This is a genomic window from Streptomyces griseoluteus (assembly GCF_004784465.1).
Classification (GTDB): Bacteria; Actinomycetota; Actinomycetes; order Streptomycetales; family Streptomycetaceae; genus Streptomyces; species Streptomyces griseoluteus.
The window spans coordinates 367,280-383,808 of record NZ_SRRU01000003.1; the positions used below are offsets into that span (position 1 = coordinate 367,280).

16 protein-coding genes and 5 pseudogenes are annotated in these 16,529 nt (G+C 70.1%); 13 read left to right on the forward strand and 8 right to left on the reverse strand.

The window, feature by feature from the left end:
* The first annotated feature begins 506 nt into the window (after positions 1-506).
* Positions 507-704, forward strand: a complete 198-nt coding sequence (locus E5082_RS32870; RefSeq protein WP_229918791.1) for a hypothetical protein — start codon at positions 507-509, stop codon at positions 702-704.
* A gap of 4 nt (positions 705-708) precedes the next feature.
* On the opposite strand, the gene E5082_RS10530 is transcribed toward E5082_RS32870, so the two are convergent.
* Complete coding sequence (locus E5082_RS10530) at positions 709-1,191, reverse strand: GNAT family N-acetyltransferase (RefSeq protein ID WP_167514031.1); 483 nt, start codon at positions 1,189-1,191, stop codon at positions 709-711.
* A gap of 165 nt (positions 1,192-1,356) precedes the next feature.
* On the opposite strand from E5082_RS10530, the gene E5082_RS32335 reads away from it, so the two are divergent.
* From E5082_RS32335 to E5082_RS10570, 8 genes and pseudogenes are all read left to right on the forward strand, one after another.
* Positions 1,357-1,503 carry a hypothetical protein gene (locus tag E5082_RS32335; protein ID WP_167514032.1) on the forward strand — a complete coding sequence of 49 codons (147 nt, stop codon included), beginning with the start codon at positions 1,357-1,359 and terminating at the stop codon, positions 1,501-1,503.
* 141 nt (positions 1,504-1,644) lie between these two features.
* Positions 1,645-1,896 carry a hypothetical protein gene (locus E5082_RS32655; RefSeq protein WP_190045239.1) on the forward strand — a complete coding sequence of 84 codons (252 nt, stop codon included), beginning with the start codon at positions 1,645-1,647 and terminating at the stop codon, positions 1,894-1,896.
* 163 nt (positions 1,897-2,059) lie between these two features.
* A pseudogene (locus tag E5082_RS32875) lies at positions 2,060-2,266 on the forward strand (GntR family transcriptional regulator); the annotation flags it as partial.
* Positions 2,245-2,379: pseudogene (locus E5082_RS10550) on the forward strand (4Fe-4S binding protein); the annotation flags it as partial. The pseudogenes E5082_RS32875 and E5082_RS10550, both read left to right, overlap by 22 nt.
* A 14-nt stretch (positions 2,380-2,393) precedes the next feature.
* Positions 2,394-3,737: an ABC transporter substrate-binding protein gene (locus tag E5082_RS10555; protein WP_135791000.1), complete on the forward strand. Its 1,344-nt coding sequence runs from the start codon at positions 2,394-2,396 to the stop codon at positions 3,735-3,737.
* 53 nt (positions 3,738-3,790) lie between these two features.
* A complete protein-coding gene (locus E5082_RS10560; protein WP_229918803.1) occupies positions 3,791-4,597 on the forward strand; it encodes an ABC transporter permease in 807 nt (268 codons plus the stop codon).
* On the forward strand, positions 4,581-5,348 hold the full coding sequence (locus E5082_RS10565) for an ABC transporter ATP-binding protein (protein WP_135791002.1): 768 nt from the start codon (positions 4,581-4,583) through the stop codon (positions 5,346-5,348). Before E5082_RS10560 ends, E5082_RS10565 begins: the two co-directional genes overlap by 17 nt.
* A gap of 190 nt (positions 5,349-5,538) precedes the next feature.
* Positions 5,539-8,133 carry a fumarate reductase/succinate dehydrogenase flavoprotein subunit gene (locus E5082_RS10570; RefSeq protein ID WP_268255619.1) on the forward strand — a complete coding sequence of 865 codons (2,595 nt, stop codon included), beginning with the start codon at positions 5,539-5,541 and terminating at the stop codon, positions 8,131-8,133.
* Between the two features lie 100 nt (positions 8,134-8,233).
* Here E5082_RS10570 and E5082_RS10575 read toward each other — a convergent pair.
* Positions 8,234-8,809, reverse strand: a pseudogene (locus tag E5082_RS10575) (LLM class flavin-dependent oxidoreductase); the annotation flags it as partial.
* Here E5082_RS10575 and E5082_RS10580 point away from each other — a divergent pair.
* Positions 8,807-9,367, forward strand: a pseudogene (locus E5082_RS10580) (substrate-binding domain-containing protein); the annotation flags it as partial. The pseudogenes E5082_RS10575 and E5082_RS10580 overlap by 3 nt on opposite strands.
* A 1-nt stretch (position 9,368) precedes the next feature.
* Here E5082_RS10580 and E5082_RS32340 read toward each other — a convergent pair.
* The 4 genes from E5082_RS32340 to E5082_RS33690 all read right to left on the reverse strand — a co-directional run bounded on the left by E5082_RS32340 (position 9,369) and on the right by E5082_RS33690 (position 12,367).
* Complete coding sequence (locus E5082_RS32340) at positions 9,369-9,536, reverse strand: hypothetical protein (RefSeq protein ID WP_167514033.1); 168 nt, start codon at positions 9,534-9,536, stop codon at positions 9,369-9,371.
* Between the two features lie 11 nt (positions 9,537-9,547).
* Positions 9,548-10,945 (reverse strand): NtaA/DmoA family FMN-dependent monooxygenase, encoded by a 1,398-nt coding sequence (locus E5082_RS10585; protein ID WP_135791003.1) that lies wholly within the window; start codon positions 10,943-10,945, stop codon positions 9,548-9,550.
* 21 nt (positions 10,946-10,966) lie between these two features.
* Positions 10,967-12,178 carry an LLM class flavin-dependent oxidoreductase gene (locus E5082_RS10590; RefSeq protein ID WP_135791004.1) on the reverse strand — a complete coding sequence of 404 codons (1,212 nt, stop codon included), beginning with the start codon at positions 12,176-12,178 and terminating at the stop codon, positions 10,967-10,969.
* 75 nt (positions 12,179-12,253) lie between these two features.
* Positions 12,254-12,367 (reverse strand): putative leader peptide, encoded by a 114-nt coding sequence (locus tag E5082_RS33690; RefSeq protein ID WP_350882521.1) that lies wholly within the window; start codon positions 12,365-12,367, stop codon positions 12,254-12,256.
* A 169-nt stretch (positions 12,368-12,536) separates the two neighbouring features.
* Between E5082_RS33690 and E5082_RS10600 the strand changes: the two are divergent.
* Positions 12,537-13,094: pseudogene (locus E5082_RS10600) on the forward strand (TauD/TfdA dioxygenase family protein); the annotation flags it as partial.
* A gap of 361 nt (positions 13,095-13,455) precedes the next feature.
* Here the strand turns inward: E5082_RS10600 and E5082_RS33695 are convergent.
* Entirely contained in the window at positions 13,456-13,764 is a 309-nt protein-coding gene (locus E5082_RS33695) for a ferredoxin (RefSeq protein WP_135791005.1), read from the reverse strand.
* Positions 13,765-14,180: 416 nt separating this feature from the next.
* On the opposite strand from E5082_RS33695, the gene E5082_RS10610 reads away from it, so the two are divergent.
* Positions 14,181-14,459: a hypothetical protein gene (locus tag E5082_RS10610; RefSeq protein WP_135791006.1), complete on the forward strand. Its 279-nt coding sequence runs from the start codon at positions 14,181-14,183 to the stop codon at positions 14,457-14,459.
* Entirely contained in the window at positions 14,456-14,767 is a 312-nt protein-coding gene (locus E5082_RS10615) for a hypothetical protein (protein ID WP_135791007.1), read from the forward strand. The genes E5082_RS10610 and E5082_RS10615 overlap by 4 nt, the downstream gene beginning before the upstream one ends.
* Before the next feature lie 233 nt (positions 14,768-15,000).
* Here E5082_RS10615 and E5082_RS10620 read toward each other — a convergent pair whose 3' ends face one another.
* Positions 15,001-16,467, reverse strand: a complete 1,467-nt coding sequence (locus E5082_RS10620; RefSeq protein WP_135791008.1) for a purine-cytosine permease family protein — start codon at positions 16,465-16,467, stop codon at positions 15,001-15,003.
* Between the last annotated feature and the right edge of the window lie 62 nt (positions 16,468-16,529).

The following is a 16,529-nucleotide window of genomic DNA, read 5'->3' on the forward strand; positions in this document are numbered from 1 at the left end:
AACCCTTCGGCCGCGCTGGACCCCCCCGCGGATGGCGCCGAACTGTGCGTGGACCTCGGATACGCGGGCGATCGGGCGTTCCGCAACAACGTGTCGTTCGGATCGTATGCCGCCCTGGTGCAGGATCCTGCCGACCGGGAGGACAAGATCGGCACGATGGTGAGGATCCTCCTGGAGTTCCTGGCCCGACCAGGGCGGAGACACCCGCCGAGACGACCGCCAGGCTGCGAAGCGGGCAGATACAACATGGTCTGACCCGTCTCGCGACACCTGACGACGTCGTCGTCCACACCGACGCCCCGGTCCTCCCCGTCGGGCTCGATGGCGAAGCCGTCACCCTGCCCACTCCCGTGCTCTGCCGGATCAGTCCCCGAGGCTGCGGGTACGGGTTCCCCGTCATCGACCGGGCGCCGTGCCCACCAGATGGCGGCCTCCGGGATGGACCGTCGTCCGTCGGGCGGCCTCACTTGTCGGACGGTCTCACGGCCGTAACACCCACTGACCCGGTGCCATCCCTGCCGCACATTGGCGCCGACACCCCGCCCTTCCGGCCCCGCGTCGTCAGCGCTGTACGCGACGACCTCCAGCATGTCCCGGCCGACAGCCCCGTGACGCTGGTCGCACGTCCGCCCGGCGAACACCTCCATCAGATCATCGATCCTGCTGGAACGGCCGGGCACCTCGTCGAGCTGGCCGCGGCTTGATCCACTAAGGAATCCGAAACTCGAATTCGGGACGGTCCCAGGGCACGGCGGGCGGGTTCGCGAAGGCGGTTCCGGTCCGCACCGCACCGACGCGGGGGTAGAAGTCCGCGGCGGGCGGATGCGACACGACCTTGACACGGTCGGGCCCGGCGGCACGGGCCTCGGACCGCATGTGCGTGACGAGCAGTCGTCCAATACCGCGTCCTTGCGCTTCGTCGGCGACGAACAGCAGGTCGAGCTCCGGTGGAGTGAGGACGAGCGAGTAGAACCCGAGGACCCGGCTTCCCTGCTCGTCGGCGCCGACGGCCACGAAGACGCGGTGTGCCTCGATGTAATCAGGACCGACCCGGTAGCCCGCGACCGCGGATGCGTACTTCCCCTCGTAGGCGCTTGAACCACGCACGAGCCGCGTGAGCCGTTTGGCATCCCGCGCGACGGCCCGCCGTATCGTGATCGACCGGCTGATCGAGGAATTGCGTGAACTCATCAGGCGAGTATTTCGCACCGGGGAGTGCCCTCGTGCGGCGGATGCCGGCGGGCTGGGCATTCGCGGCTTCTTCCACCGATGCAGAAGTCCGGCGCCCCGCAGGCGACGCGCGCCGCAAGCCCTCAGGCAACAGCCCGCCCACTGATCCGAGGGACGGCATCGATCATGACCCGGACCATTCCCGGACCCGCGGCCCCGCCCCAGTCTCGACGGGCACTCTTTGTACTGGTCAGCGATGTGGTGCCGCTGTACCACCAGGAGACGAAGAATCTGCTGGTCAGCTACTCGCCGAAGAAGCTGGGCTTCTTCTAGACGCCTGCGAAAAGGCGCCTGGCCTGGGTTTTCACCGGTCAGGCGCCGGTTCGTCCCTCGGGTACGTCACCTTGACTGACGCGCTGGCACTCGTTCATGGACCGGGTCCACTCCGGAGTGGAGCCAGAACGAGATCCCGGCGTGACGGAGATCGTAAGGCCGCTTGGTCAGGCGAGAAGCGCGCTCAGTCCGGGTCAGGGCGTATTCCCGGTCCCGCGCCCATGTGATGCCGTAGGCGGCAGCGTCCACGTGGTTGCCGGCCTGGTTCCGGAAAAGTCGACCGTCAGGTGCCACGTCGAACCGGTCACCGACCGGCTGGCGGCCATCGACGCCGAGATCGAGCGCCTGACCCGCCTGCGCGGCCGCCTGGCGCAGCGGACCGGACGCGTATAGGCCCTTCCTGCTGCCGGCATGCCACTCCCAGCGGCGGGGGGGCATGGCAGATCTCCCCTCCTGTCCGCCGAAAGCCCAAGTCAGCGGCGTACCCGGCGATGTCTCAGGTGGCGCAACAGTTCCGCAACACCACTATCCCTACCGGATGGCTATGGTTCCGGCCATGCCTCCGACCGACCGCATCCGAGACCACGTCGGCCAGGGCGCGACCACTGTCGCCGCCCACCGCGCGCGACGCCGGCTGCGCGCGGACCGGGCACGCCAGCTCGCCGACCTCCTCCGCCACCAGATCCTCGCCGACCGCTTCCCCTCCGGCGCCCTCCCTCACGAGTCCACCCTCGCCGCCGGCTGGACTCCCTCGCCATCGACGTCAGCAGCGGGAAGGCGTACATGCACGTCGACGAGTGCTGGTACTGCGGCCCGTGCGCGGCCCGCTGTCCCACCGGAGCCGTCACGGTCAACATGCCTTACCTGCTCCGGTGAAAGGCCCCGCCACCATGAAACGCACTGCAGTCGCGGTATCCACGGTCGTCCTTCTGCTCCCGCTCAGCGCCTGCGGCGGTGACGCCGAGGCCGGCGGCGGCTCCACGGTCACCATCACCGTCGGCTACCAGTCCAAGACCATCAACACGGTCACGGCCGGCACCCTGCTCCGCTCGCTCGGCTACTTCGAGAAGCAGCTGAACTCGCTCGGCGACGGCCGCACCTACAAGGTCGCCTGGCAGGACTATGCCACCGGTGCCCCCATCACCGCCCAGATGACCGCCGGAAAGATCGACATCGGGTCGATGGGCGACTTCCCGCTGCTCATCAACGCCGCCCGCGGCAAGCAACTCGGTCGCCCCACCCATCTGGTCGCGGTCACCGGCTACAACCTGCGCGGCGGCCTGAACACCATCGTCACGGCGCCCGACTCGGGGCTCACCTCCCTGAAGGACCTGAAGGGCAAGAAGGTCTCCACGAGCGTCGGCTCCGCCGCCGACGGCACCCTCGTACGGGCCCTGCAACGCGCCGGCATCGATCCCGGCAAGGGCGTCGAGAAGCTCAACCAGCAGCCCGCTGTGGGCGCTTCGGCCCTCGCCGCGGGCAGCGCGGACGCGCTGTCGCAGTTCGTCGCCTGGCCGGGCCTGCTCGCCCGCCAAGGCAAGGCGAAGGCCTTGTACGACGGGGCGCAGCTGAACCTGCCCACCTTCCACGGCGTCACCGCCCGCGAGGACTTCGCGAAGGAGCGGCCGACCGTACTGGAGGCGTTCCTCAAGGCCCAGGCACAGGCCACCGACTACCTCAACGACCATCCCGTCACCGCCGCCGAGAAGGTCGCCAGGGCGACCGGCCTGCCCGCCGAGGTCGTCTACCTCTACAACGGCGCCCACGGCATCGCCACCTTCGACCCGGCCCTCAAGCCACCGCTCGTCTCCGCCCTGAAGCGGGACGTGACGATCCTGAAGTCCGCGCAGCTGACCGGCGACGTGGACGTGGACTCCTTCGTCGACGACCAGTACCTGAAGAAGGCCCTGGGAGCGACGTACGCCGAGCGGCTCGCCGCCACGCCCCCGGCCCCCGCCAGCGAAGTGTGGCCGGAGGGATCGAGGCAGACGCGGACCTTCAAGTCGTCCGGCGAGCTGCTGAGTTACGTGTCCGCCCACCGCGACGCCATCCGCGCCGCCTACGTCCCCGACGCCACCACCGGCACCCCGTGGTTCGCGGACAAGGCGGTGTGGGTGGCCGACGGCGAGAAGCTGCTGCCCTTCGTCGCACCGGCGACCGCACGGGCCTACGTCGACGGTCACGGCGGCGCGAGCGTCGTCACCTATGCCGAGGCGCTGGAGCGGGCGTCGTGACCCGGTACGCGCTGCGCGGGCTGTCCCTGGCCGTCGGCCTCGGCCTCTGGCAGATGCTGACCAGCCTGAACGCCGACGTCTGGCTGCGCTTCTCGCAGTTCCCCACGGTCACCGACGTGGCCCGCGCCTTCGCCGACCGGCTGTCCGGTCCCGACTACTGGACCGATCTGACCGACAGCCTCACCCGGATCCTCACCGGCTTCCTGCTGGCCGCCGTCCTCGGTGTGGCAACGGGCGTGCTCGTGGCCCGTTCACGGCTCGCCGAGGACCTGCTCGGCCCGCTGCTGGAAGTCCTCCGCCCCATCCCGGCCATCGCCCTGGTCCCCGTGGCGATCCTCCTGTTCCCCTCCAACGAACAGGGCATCATCTTCATCACCTGCACCGCCGCCTACTTCCCCGTCCTGGTCTCCACCCGGCACGCGGTGCGCGCGCTGACCCCCGTGTGGGAGGAGGCGGTGCGCACCATGGGCGGCGGCCGATGGCGGATCCTCGGCTCGGTCGTCCTGCCGGGCGCGCTGCCCGGCATCTTCGGCGGCCTGTCGGTCGGCATCGGCGTCTCGTGGATCTGCGTGATCTCCGCCGAGATAATCTCCGGCCAGTACGGGGTCGGCTACCGCACTTGGCAGGACTATACAGTCGTCGACTACCCCGGCGTGTTCGTCGGCATGGTCACGATCGGCGTGCTCGGCTGGCTCACCTCCACGGCCGTCGAGCTGCTGGGCCGCCGCCTGACCCACTGGCTGCCGCGTACGTCGTACGTCCCCGGCGGACGGCCCCCGCGACGGGTGCGCGGCGCCACCGCCCTCATGCCGGCCGGACCCGGTACCAAGGAGAACCTGCCCCATGACCAGCTCGTCTGACGTGCGTTCCCCCGCTGACATCGGTGCGGGGCTGGCCCTGCGTGGCGCCACCCTCGGACGGCCCGGCGCGCCCGTGCTCGGCGAGGTGGACCTCCACGTGGCCCCCGGTGAGATCCTCACCGTCGTCGGCCCCTCCGGCTGCGGCAAGTCGACGCTGCTGCGCTCGCTGGCCGGGCTGCTGTCGCCCCTGGCCGGAGAGGCAAGCCAGGACGGGGGCCCGCTGACCGGGCCTTCCGCCGACCGTGCGCTGATCTTCCAGGAGGACGCCCTCCTGCCCTGGCGCACCCTGCGCGCGAACGTCGAACTCCCCCTCGCCATCAAGGGGTTGTCCCGCTCCGCACGCCGTACCCAGGCCGATACCTGGCTCACCCGCGTCGGGCTGACCGAACAGTCCCGGCAACTGCCGCACCGCGTCTCCGGCGGGCAACGCCAGCGCATCCAACTGGCCCGGGCCCTCGCGGGAGCGCCCCGTGCCGTCCTGATGGACGAACCGTTCGGCGCCCTCGACGCCCAGACCCGCGCCGGCATGCAGGACCTGTTGGTCGAGGTGCTGCACGGCACGGGCGCCACCGTCGTCTTCGTCACTCACGACGTGGAGGAGGCCCTGTTCCTCGGTGACCGCGTGGCCCTGCTCGGCGCCGGCCGTCTCATCGCCGTACGGGACGTACCGCGCCCGCGCGAGCGCGCCGCCCACGACGATCCGGCGCGTATCGCCCTGCGGCACGACATCCTCACGTCACTCGGTTCTTGAAAGGCACCCTGGTGGACACCCTCTTGCAGATCCCGGCCCCCACCGACGCCGAGGAAGTGACCTGCGACGTCCTCGTCATCGGCGGCGGCACCGCCGGTACCATGGCCGCCCTGACCGCAGCAGAGCACGGTGCGGACGTCCTGCTGCTGGAGAAGGCGCACGTCCGCCACTCCGGCCGCTCGCCATGGGCATGGACGGCGTCAACAACGCGGTCATCCCGGGCCGTGCCGAGCCCGACGACTACGTCGCCGAGATCACCCGCGCCAACGACGGCATCGTCGACCAGTCCACCGTCCGCCAGACCGCCACCCGCGGCTTCGCCATGGTGCAACGGCTGGAGTCGTACGGGGTGAAGTTCGAGAAGGACGAGCACGGCGAGTACGCGGTCCGCCGGGTCCACCGCTCCGGCTCCTACGTGCTGCCGATGCCCGAGGGCAAGGACGTCAAGAAGGTCCTGTACCGGCAGCTGCGCCGACGCGAGATGCGCGAGCGGATCCGGATCGAGAACCGGGTGATGCCGGTACGCGTGCTCACCGCGGCGGGCCGGGCTGTGGGCGCGGTCGGCCTCCACACCCGCACGGGCACCTTCGTCACCGTACGCGCCGGCGCCGTGATCCTCGCGACCGGCGCTTGCGGACGGCTTGGCCTGCCCGCCTCCGGCTACCTGTACGGCACGTCCGAGAACCCGACCAACGCGGGTGACGGCTACGCGATGGCCTACCACGCAGGTGCCGAACTGACCGGCATCGAATGCTTCCAGATCAACCCCCTGATCAAGGACTACAACGGTCCCGCCTGCGCGTACGTCGCCAACCCCTTCGGCGGCTACCAGGTCAACCGGCACGGCGAACGCTTCGTCGACTCCGACTACTGGTCGGGCCAGATGATGGCCGAGTTCGCGGCCGAGGTGGCGAGCGACCGGGGTCCGGTCTACCTGAAGCTGAGCCATCTGCCGGAGGAGTCGATCTCGGCCCTGGAGTCGATCCTGCACTCGACGGAACGCCCGACGCGCGGCACCTTCCACGCCGGCCGCGGTCACGATTACCGCACCCACGACGTCGAGATGCACATCTCCGAGATCGGCCTGTGCGGCGGCCACTCGGCCTCGGGCGTACGGGTCGACGACCACGCCCGAACGACCGTCCCCCGTCTGTACGCCGCCGGGGACCTGGCCAGTGTCCCGCACAACTACATGATCGGCGCGTTCGTCTTCGGGGACCTGGCGGGGGCGGACGCGTCCCAGTACACGCCCTACGAAGGGGAGTTGCCCCTTGACCAGCTCCAGGAGGCGCACGAGCTGATCTACCGCCCGCTGCGCAACCCCGACGGCCCGCCGCAGCCTCAGGTCGAGTACAAGCTGCGGCGCCTCGTGAACGACTACGTGGCTCCGCCGAAGTCCGGCGCCCGGCTGTCGCTGGCCCTGGAGGCGTTCGAGCGGATGCGCGCCGACATCGCCGCGATGGGCGCCCGCACTCCGCACGAGCTGATGCGCTGCGCGGAGGTGAGCTTCATCCGTGACTGCGCGGAGATGGCCGCCCGGGCCTCCCTGGCCCGCACCGAGTCCCGCTGGGGCCTCTACCACGACCGTCTCGACCATCCGCGTCGTGACGACGCGTCCTGGTTCCACCACCTCGATCTGCGTAAGTCCCCCGCGGGGGCGATGGAGTTCACGGCACGTCCCGTGGCTCCCTATCTCGTCCCGGTCGACGAGTTCGGGCCGGTCGGCGGAGCCTCCCGTCATCTCGGCGAGGTCCACCCGGAACGGGTGGCGATCGCGGGGGCCCGGGAAGCGGCACCGGTGGCGATGCGGCAGGAGCCCACCGGGGCCGGTACGGTCGGCCGCCCCGGTACCGACGCGGACGCGCCGGTCACACCGCGCCTGCTCGAACTGCTCTCGCTCGCGGAGGACGAGCCCCCGCTCTCCGCACTGACCCCCTATCTGACCGACCCGGAGCCCACCGTCCGCCGAACGGCCGTCACGGTCCTGACGGAGACGGTGCCGCCGGGCACCGGCCCCGCACTGGCAGCGGCGCTCGCCGACACCGACGCCGGCGTCCGCGCCACCGCAGCCGCCTCACTGCGCGAACTGATCGAGACGCTCGCCCCCGAACCGGCCCTGCGCGACGGCCTCGCGGCCGCCCTGTCCGAGGCCGACCCCGTCGTCCGTGCCGCCGCACTGGATGCTCTGCACGTCCTGCGCCTCGGTGACACCGGGCTGTTCACGGCCTCCCTGTCGGACTCCGACATCGCCGTTCGCATCGCGGCCGTGCGAGCACTCGTGTCGGTCGACGCCGCCGGGGAGCTGGCCCGCGCGGCGACCGCCGACCCCTCCCGCGAGGTCCGCGTCACCATCGCCAAGGCCCTGGCCACCGTGACCGCGGGACAGCCCGACGGCACCACGTCGGCCGGCCCCGGACCCGACATGGTCCTTTCGGCCCTCGCCGAGCTCATCGACGATCCCGACGCCCTGGTGCGTGCGGCCGCCTACGAAGCACTGGGCACGACCGGCTGCCCGGCGCCCCTGGTCGCCCGCGCGGAGGCAGCCCTGTCGGACCCGGCCTGGCAGGTGCGGGCCGGCGCCACCACCGCCCTGTCCCTGGCGGCTCCCGGCCTCGCCATACCTGCCCTCGCCAAGTCCCTCGCCGACCCGAACGCCGACGTCCGCAAGGCCGCCGTGACGGCACTGACCCGGCACCGTGCCACCGAGGACGCACGAGTGGCCCTGGCCACGGCGACGACGGACCCGGACGCGGACGTCAGGGCCTATGCGGCCCGGGCACTGTGACGGCACGCGAAAGCACACTGGGGAAGTTCTGTGCGCCGGCTGACGACGACGCGGCGGGTGGCCTGCGGGGACCGCCTCGGCGTCGTCGGCATTCACGGATTCATCGTGGGCTTGCGGCGCCCGCGAAGGGGATCTGCGCCGAGGAGGCAGCCCGCTTGCCGAAGGGGTGCTGCCACAGCCCTTGGGCCTGGAGCCTCGGCAGGACGCCCTCGCCGAACCAGTACGCCTCCTCCAGGTGCGGGTAGCCGGAGAAGATGAACTCCTCGATCCCCAGGGGGTGGTACTCCTTGATCCGCTCGGCGACCTCGTCGTGACTGCCGACCAGGGCGGTGCCTGCGCCGCCGCGCACCAGGCCGATGCCGGCCCACAGGTTGGGGTGGATCTCGAGGCGCTCGCGACTGCCGCCGCCGTGCAGGGCGAGCATGCGCCGCTGGCCCTCGGACTCGCTGCGGGCGAGCCCGGCCTGCACCGATGTCACGGCCTCCGGGTCGAAGCCGTCCAGCAGCCGGTTCGCCTCGGCCCAGGCCTGCTCGGCGGTGTCGCGGGTGATGACGTGCAGCCGGATACCGAAGCGGATGCTCCGGCCCTCCTTCTCGGCCAGCGCCCGGATCCACGCGATCTTCTCAGCGACCTGGGCGGGCGGCTCGCCCCAGGTGAGGTAGACGTCGGCGTGCCGGCCACCCAGGTCGAGTTGGCCGGCGCACAGCAGTCCGAGATCCATCGCGGGCTGCTGGAGGGCGCGTTCGACCTGGGGCTGGTGAACTACCTCGGAGGCGACGACATGCCACCCGGCTTCGAGACCACCGAACTACTGCGGGGCCGGCCGGTGGTGTGCGTGCGCCCGGACAGTCCACTCTCGGCCCTGGACGCGGTGGACGTGGACGACCTCCTGGCCGAGCCGCTGGTCGTGATGCGGTCCGGCTATGTCATGCATCGCTTTGTCCACCGTCTGCTGGGCGGCCGTACGCCGTCCTTCTCGTACTCCACCGACGGCGCGGAGATGGGCAAGCTGATGGTCGCCGAGGGACTGGGAGCCACCGTGCTGCCCGACTTCAGTGTCATCGGCGATCCCCTGGAACGGCGGGGCACGATCACCGTACGACCGCTCGCCGGGGACACAGCCGACGTGCTGCTGATCCTGCAGCGCCGGCACTCCGGTTCCGTCCCGCGAGCCGTCCGCGATCTGCACGAGCTGTTCGTGCGCAACGCCCGTGCATATCGCGCCACTTCCTGAATCAGACGTCGCGCTGTCCCCGTCGGCTCGGCAGGTGGTGCTCGGAACGGCTGGCCTCAGCCGGACGCAGCTCCGCGAGTCCGCCGAGCTGCTCGCGCAGACAAGGCTTGTGCATCCCGCTGATCGGATCCGGCCGGTGCACCATCAGGGTGATGGCGGGGTACTTCACGACGCTGCGCGTTAGTCACGGGTGACGTCGTCGGTGGGGGTCCTCCCGCTCGAGCGAGGCCGAGAGTGCGGGAGGGCCAGGCCGAGGTGGTCGCGCAGGGTCGGGCCCTCGTACTCCGTGCGGAACACGCCCTGTTCCTGCAGGAGCGGGACGACCTTGTCGGCGAACTCGTCGAGGCCGGTCGGGGTGATGTGCGGGACGAGGATGAAGCCGTCACTCGCGTCGGCCTGCACGAACTCGTTGATGGTGCGGGCGATCGTCTCCGCCGAACCGATGAAGCTCTGCCGGTTGCCTGTCTCGATGACCAGGTCGCGGATCGACCAGTTGTTCGCGGCGGCGAGCTCGCGCCACTCGCGGGCGGTGGCCAGCGGGTCGCGGTACATGCGGACCTGAGCTCGGCCTTTGGAGATGTGGTCGTCGCCGACGTCGGGGTCGACGTCGGGGAGCGGTCCGTCCGGGTCGTAGGAGGACAGGTCCCGGTTCCAGACGAACTCCAGGTGCTTGAGGGCGGTGGCGCCGCTGACCTGCTGGCGGCGCACCAGCTTGGCCAGCTCCTCCGCCTCGGCGTCGGTGTCGGCGAGGGCGAAGGTGGCGGCGGGCAGGATCAGCAGCTGGTCGTGGCGGCGGCCGTACTTGGCGAGGCGCTTCTTGACGTCGGTGTAGAAGGCCTGGCCCGCTTCGAGGGTGGCGTGCCGGCTGAAGATCGCGTCGGCTTCGGAGGCGGCGAACTCGCGGCCCTCCTCGGAGTCGCCGGCCTGGAAGATCACCGGACGGCCCTGCGGGGAGCGCGGCACGTTGAACTGCCCGTGGATGTCGAAGTGCTGCCCGGTGTGGACGAAGGCGCCGGCCTTGGCGTCCCGCAGGAAGGTGCCGGTCTCCTGGTCGGCGAGGATCTCGTCGCCATGCCAGGAGTCGAAGAGTTCGTTCGCCGTGGCCAGGAACTCCTTGGCGCGGGAGTAGCGCTCCTCCTGCGGCAGGAAGCCACCGCGGCGGAAGTTCTCGCCGGTGAAGGCGTCCCAGGAGGTGACCACGTTCCAGGCCGAGCGCCCGCCGGAGAGATGGTCGAGACTGGCGAACTGGCGGGCGACCTCGTAGGGCTCGTTGAAGGTGGAGTTGATGGTGCCGGTCAGACCGAGGTGCTGGGTGACGGCGGCGAGTGCGGCCAGGACTGTGAAGGTGTCGGGGCGCCCGACGACGTCCAGGTCGTAGATCTGTCCGCCCTGTTCGCGGAGCCTGAGCCCCTCGGCGAGGAACAGGAAGTCGAACTTGGCGCGTTCGGCGGTCTGCGCAAAGTGCACGAAGGAGCTGAACTCGATGTGGCTGCCGGACCGCGGGTCGCTCCACACGGTGGTGTTGTTGACGCCGGGGAAGTGGGCGGCCAGATGGATCTGCTTCAGCGGCTTGCTCATGGTCGTGGTCGTCCCTCCGGCTCAGGCGGTGGCAGCTGCGGCGTAGCGGTTGGCGGGGCGGCTCAGGCCCAGCAGGCCGCGCAGCGTGTCTGCCTCGTAGGCGCGGCGGAAGGCGCCGCGGCGCTGCAGTTCGGGGACCAGCCCCCGGGTGATCGCGGGGAGGTCGTGGCCGGCGACGGCGGGGCGCAGCCGGAAACCGGTCAGCCCGGCGCTGTGCAACTCCTGGAGCAGATCGGCCAGTTCAGAGGGCGTGCCGGTGAAGATGCGGGCGTCACTGGTGTACGGCTGTCCCGCGAGCGCGTCGAGCCGTTCCCGGCGGGCGGTCGCGGCGGCCGGGTCGTCGTCGAGGAAGACCACCAGGTCACCGAAGACATGGAGGGGTTCGGCGGCTCGCCCCGCCGCGTCCTGCTCGGCGCGGATCCTGGCGACGATCGCGCGGGCCTCGCCGGCGTCGTGCGGGGTGACGTAACCGATGTCGGCGGCGCGGGCCACGAGCCGGTACGGGACGGTGTCATGGGCGAGGGCGCTGACGATCGGCTGGCCCTGCGGAGGGCGGGGCGTGATGGAGGGGCCCCTGACGCTGAAGTGCCTGCCCTGGAAGTCGATGTAGTGGAGCTTGTCCCGGTCGATGAAGCGGCCGGTGGCGGCGTCCCGGATCTCGGCGTCGTCTTCCCAGCTGTCCCAGAGGCGGCGCACCACCTCCACGTAGTCGGCGGCTTCGTCGAAGAGGTCGGCGACCAACTCCCGGGCGTTCGGGTGGTCGTAGGCTTCGATGCGCGGGATGGTGCGGCGGCCGAAGTGGGCGGCCTCGTTCGGGCGGGCGGTGATCTGCACGCGCAGGCCTGCGCGGCCGGAGCTGACGTAGTCGAGGGTGGCGATGGCCTTGGAGATGTGAAACGGCTCCGTGTGGGTGGAGACCACCGTCGGGACCAGGCCTATGTGCCGGGTCAGCGGGGCGACGCGGGAGGCGATGAGGACGGCGTCGAGGCGGCCGCGCACCTGGTCGGTGCGCTCGTCCGGGTCCAGGAAGTGGGAGGACTGCGGGCCGAGGCCGTCCTCCACGGTCACGAAGTCGAGCAGACCGCGTTCGGCCTCGGTCACCTGATCGGCCCAGTATCCGGCAGTGAACAGATCGCGCGGGCGGGCCACCGGCTCGCGCCAGGAGGCGGGATGCCAGCCGGTGCCGTCCAGGGCAACGGCAAGGTGCAGAGAAGAAGGAAGTGTCGAGGACACGAGTGGGTGCCTTCCTGGAAGTCCGTGACGAGAACGCCGGCCCCTCGGACAGGACAACGGCGGTGAAGGAACGGGTCAGGAACAACAGAGGGCGCCGGCCACGCGCTGGAGGTCTATGTGGGGCCGGGAGTGGAGGTGGACGGCGTGGAAAATGTGCGTCACGTCTGCCACCACCGTCCTCAGGGTCATGCGCGTCGGCGCCTCGCACAGCTCGTCTCAGTCACAACGCCCCGGCTTCGCGCGATATTCCCGGGCTGCGCACGAGCCGGATGGGCGAGCGGCGTCGCAAGGTCAAACCGATGAACTCGTACAGGCGGATCGCCGAGGCGTTTCCGGCGGCACCATCCCCCACGGGGGGCTGATCGCCATGGCGGTCCCGCCCTATGGCGGCAACACGCTCATCGCCAACTCGGCCGCAGCGTACCGGGATCTGCCCGAGCCGCTACGGGAGCTGGCGGACAAGCTGTGGGCGGTGCACGCCAACGACTACGACTACGCCGCCCCGAAGAGCGAGAAGGCGGCCGAGCACCGCAGGCGGTTCGTCTCCCGGAAGTACCGCACCGCCCATCCGGTCGTCCGCGTCCACCCCGAGACCGGGGAGCGGGGGCTGTTCATCGGCGGCTTCGCCCAGAGCATCGTGGGCCTCGGCCCGTCCGACTCCCGTAACCTGCTGCGCATCTTCCAGTCGTACGTCACGCGTCCCGAGAACATCGTGCGCGTGGCCTGGACGCCCAGCGACCTCGTCCTGTTCGACAACCGCACCACCCAGCACTACGCCCCCGACGACTACGGCGACCTGCCGCGACTGCTGCACCGGGTGACCGTCGCGGGCGACGTCCCCGCCGGTGTCGACGGCACTCTCAGCCACGTCATCGAGGGCGACGACGCCGCCCACTACACCCCGGCCGCAGCCTGAACACGGCACGCGCCACCGCACGGCCGCCGGGCAGGGGTATCCGCTCCCGCCCGGCGGCCTGCCGGCAGCGGATACCGACGGAAGCCTCAGTGGATCTTGAACGCGCCCCTCGGGGTGAACGCCACGTTCGGCCACGGTCCCTATGCCTGGCTCCAGCAGGTGCAGAGACCTCTTGACGGCGTGACGGCTGGTCAGTCCGGCGTCGCTGGGCGGGGTTGCCTGACGGGGGTCGAGGGTGTCCAGCGGAATCAGGTATCGCGGGGCGGGGACGATGAGGTACTCGGCCATTCCGCCGTCGCGGCGACCTCCCCGGCCCGGGCCCTGACCGCCGAGGTTCTGGCAGTAGTCCTCTTGTGTTCCTTCACGCACGCCGGGTCAGTCGGCGGATGCCGTCGATGTCGACCAGAACGTGTCGCGGTCCGCGGAAGATCTGGTTGTGCCGGTACGGCGGCGGGTCCGTCTCGTCCCCCTCCTCGCCGTCCAAGCGGTCGATCACGATCGCCTGCACCGGGCACGCCGCAGCCGCGCGCTCGACCTGCAGGCGCCGCTCGTCATCAGGATTCGGCTCATAAGTGAGCGCCTCCTGACCGTTCAACCGGAAGACCTCGTGCGCCAGATACACGCACTGTGCGTATCCCTGACATCGATTCAGGTCCACGACGATCCGCATGGGCAGACTCCTTCCGCTCTGCCCCCGCCCCGTGGCGGCGACCGGCGGCCCGGTCACGGTGTGGTGCCGGGCGACCCGACTGCGGGCGTCCTACCCCTCGCCCCTGGACACCGGCTGAGCGGGTCCTGTCCTGTTCGCTGTGTCGCTGCCTTCACAGTGACGTCTATGGGAGTGCCGCAGCACGAAGGACGCGTCCCTCCTCCCACGAGGCCAGCACTCAAGGCTTGGCCCGCCGTCGCCCTATAAAAATGTTCGCGCCGCCCTCCGACGATCGCAAACCGCCGTTGCGGGACCCAACATGTCTCAGAGGCGGGGCAGTTCTCGATCTTTTCGGCATATTGGACCCCGCGTGACGTACCGCGGACGTACAGTGAGCGGCACGTCTGCAGGGATCGATTCCGCGGAGGGGGACGCAAGTGAGCGTGAATGACGAGTATCCGCAGCAGAGCAGCACCCGGACAGCGGCGATCCCACGCACCATCGCCGCCATCACCGACGCGCTCCCTCCCGCCCGGCGCGATGAGTTTCACGCTGATGTGCACCACGCTCAACAGGGAGCCGAACTGGATGCTGCGCTGATGACGTGGTGGCTCGAAGCGATGTTTGAAACAGTGCCAGGCCGGGACCAGCGGCTGGATGACACAGTCGCGGGCGTAGGACTCGTCGAGCTCGAGCCGGAGACGGAAGAGCGATGAATCCGGGATCAAAGGGGTGGACCGCAGTCGCGCAGATCACTGCGTCCAAAGTGCTCAGTCAGATGCGCGCCTCAGGCTTCGTGGATCTGCACGACAATATCGTGCGGTTCTTGAATGCTCTGGCGCTGGAAGTCGGCAGTGCAGTCGCATCCGGCAATCCGCCACCAGGGCTGCCCATGACCATTCGCGGTGTCACTTGGTACAGCATGGCCGTGTTCGACGATCCCGTGTTCTTCAACTACAGCATTTATCCGGACGAACTGCAGATCAGGGTTTGCGATCTCATTTGGGTGATCACCACCGACTAGCTGCCGGAGGACGGCACACCTCGGCTCGCGCCATCAGGCTGGTCTGCCGCCTTCACCGGTCCGCGTCAAGCTTGGACAACCCGAGCCAGAGCCAGACAGCGGTAGGCGAACTGAAGAAGCTGGACTTCTTCCAGAGCATGCGAAAGGGCGCTTGAACTGGGTTCCCACCCGTCAAGCGCCCCTCGCTGAGCCGCTGATCGGCGATTACGCCCCGCCGGTTCTTCGCGACGCGGTCAGCGATCACCGGGCGGCGAGGCCGCGGCGACTTCGCCGCTCGGTGCTGCCACCTCCGGCGCCGGAGCGGTGCCCTTGGCGGCGTTGTCGGACCTCGCCAGCAGCCAGTACAGCGTGGCCGGCACGGCAAGTCCGACGATCCAGGACACGTCCGCGCCGCCGAGCGGTGCGACGAGCGGCCCCGTGTAGAACGACGTCGCCAGGAAGGGAAGTTGGGCCAGGACGCCGACCGCGTAGACGATCAGCGCGTTGGCGCGCCAGGCGCCGTAGCGGCCGTGGGGGTCGAAGAGGGCGGGGATGTCGTAGCGCTCGCGGGAGATCAGGTAGTAGTCGACGAGGTTGATGGCCGACCAGGGGGTGAAGAAGGTCAGCAGGAACAGCAGGAAGTCCTTGAACGAGACGAGGAAGCTGTCCTTGCCGAGCAGGGCCATCGCGGTGCCCGCCACCATGATCCCGGCGATGTACGCGGCCCGGCCGCGCGGCGACAGGGTCCGTTGTCCACGGAAGCCGCTGATCCCCGTGACCATGGAGATGAAGCCGCCGTAGGTGTTGAGGACGTTGATGGTGAGCTTGCCCAGGGCGATGACGAAGTACAGGAGCGACGCGGCCGCCCCGGCACCGCCGAGCGAGACGACGTAACCAACCTGGTCGTCGAGGAACCGTTCCCCGGCGCTCGCCGCCACCAGCACGCCGAACGTCATGGACCACTGGGAGCCGAGCGCCGAGCCCGACAGCGTCCACCAGAACGTCGCCCGGGCACTGGTCGTGCGCGGCAGGTAGCGCGAGTAGTCGGCGACGTACGGGCCGAAGGCGAGCTGCCAGGACGCGGACAGCGACATGGCCAGCAGGAACATCGGCAGGGAGAAGTGGGCGTCGCCGAGGAGCGCGCCCACGTCGACGCGGTCGAGCAGCCGGATGCCCAGGAAGACGAAGGCGACGGCGCAGACGGCGCTCGCGACTCGGCCCACGACGTGGATGACGCGGTAGCCGATCGCGGCCACGACTGCGGTGAGCACGGCGAAGACGATGATGCCCGTGGTGTCGTTGGTATGGGCGAGGCGGGCAGTGGCCTGCCCGGCGAGCACGCTGCCGCTGGCGAAGAAACCGACGTACATCAGGATGACCAGGAGCAGTGGCACCGCGGCGCCCCGGACGCCGAACTGTGCCCGCGACTGGATCATCTGCGGCAGTCCGAGTCTCGGGCCCTGAGCGGAGTGCAGCGCCATGACGGCACCGCCCAGCAGATTGCCGGCGACCAGCCCCACGAGCGACCAGACGACATCACCGCCGAAGACGACAGCGAGGGCGCCGGTGACGATGGCGGTTATCTGGAGGTTGGCACCGAGCCAGAGGGTGAACTGGTTGAACGCCCGGCCGTGCCGCTCACTGTCGGGCACCACGTCGATGGAATGTCGCTCGATCACGCCGTCGGCCCGGCCGGGGCCGTTCGTGGTGTGCGCGTCCATGTGGTCTCTACGACCCGCCCCGGTCATCGTCTGCCCTCCGCGTGCTCGCCCACCCGTTCTGC

Bases quoted from the DNA above. Each gene is read 5' to 3' on its own strand.
- E5082_RS10530 (WP_167514031.1), bottom strand. From the start codon at position 1,191: ATGAGTTCACGCAATTCCTCGATCAGCCGGTCGATCACGATACGGCGG.
- E5082_RS33695 (WP_135791005.1), bottom strand. From the start codon at position 13,764: ATGCGGATCGTCGTGGACCTGAATCGATGTCAGGGATACGCACAGTGC.
- E5082_RS10560 (WP_229918803.1), top strand. From the start codon at position 3,791: ATGCTGACCAGCCTGAACGCCGACGTCTGGCTGCGCTTCTCGCAGTTC.
- E5082_RS10570 (WP_268255619.1), top strand. From the start codon at position 5,539: ATGGACGGCGTCAACAACGCGGTCATCCCGGGCCGTGCCGAGCCCGAC.
- E5082_RS10585 (WP_135791003.1), bottom strand. From the start codon at position 10,945: ATGAGCAAGCCGCTGAAGCAGATCCATCTGGCCGCCCACTTCCCCGGC.
- E5082_RS10555 (WP_135791000.1), top strand. From the start codon at position 2,394: ATGAAACGCACTGCAGTCGCGGTATCCACGGTCGTCCTTCTGCTCCCG.
- E5082_RS10615 (WP_135791007.1), top strand. From the start codon at position 14,456: ATGAATCCGGGATCAAAGGGGTGGACCGCAGTCGCGCAGATCACTGCG.
- E5082_RS10620 (WP_135791008.1), bottom strand. From the start codon at position 16,467: ATGGACGCGCACACCACGAACGGCCCCGGCCGGGCCGACGGCGTGATC.
- E5082_RS33690 (WP_350882521.1), bottom strand. From the start codon at position 12,367: ATGACCCTGAGGACGGTGGTGGCAGACGTGACGCACATTTTCCACGCC.
- E5082_RS10565 (WP_135791002.1), top strand. From the start codon at position 4,581: ATGACCAGCTCGTCTGACGTGCGTTCCCCCGCTGACATCGGTGCGGGG.
- E5082_RS32335 (WP_167514032.1), top strand. From the start codon at position 1,357: ATGACCCGGACCATTCCCGGACCCGCGGCCCCGCCCCAGTCTCGACGG.